We start from the raw sequence: 372 nt of genomic DNA on the forward strand, positions 1-372 counted from the left end.
GGGCAATCATGGGGCAACTTCTTAACGGACGGCGCGCACATGAACCCCATCGATATTCTGACCAGCAGTGATTACGTGAAACAACCGGGCTTCGATCTGCTCATTGGCGGGCGACAAATCATCGTCCTCAATCACCGGCTGCTCTCACTGTCCCTGACCGACAATCGCGGCTTTGAGGCAGATACGCTGGAGCTGGCGATAGACGACACCGACGGCAAAATTGAACTGCCGCCCCGGGGCGCGGAAATCGTGGTCAGAATTGGCTGGCAGGGTGAGCCATTGATTGAAAAAGGGGTGTTTGTCGTGGATGAAATCAGCCACGGTGGGCCACCTGACCGGCTGGAAATCACCGCCCGCAGTGCGGATTTTCGG

The 372-nt window shown here is 57.3% G+C and carries 1 pseudogene; it reads left to right on the plus strand.

Features of this window, described 5'->3' with window-relative positions:
* Window positions 1-39 precede the first annotated feature (39 nt).
* Window positions 40-372: pseudogene (locus NXS07_RS22625) on the plus strand (phage late control D family protein); the annotation flags it as partial.

The organism is Xenorhabdus bovienii (assembly GCF_024721015.1).
Classification (GTDB): domain Bacteria; phylum Pseudomonadota; class Gammaproteobacteria; order Enterobacterales; family Enterobacteriaceae; genus Xenorhabdus; species Xenorhabdus bovienii.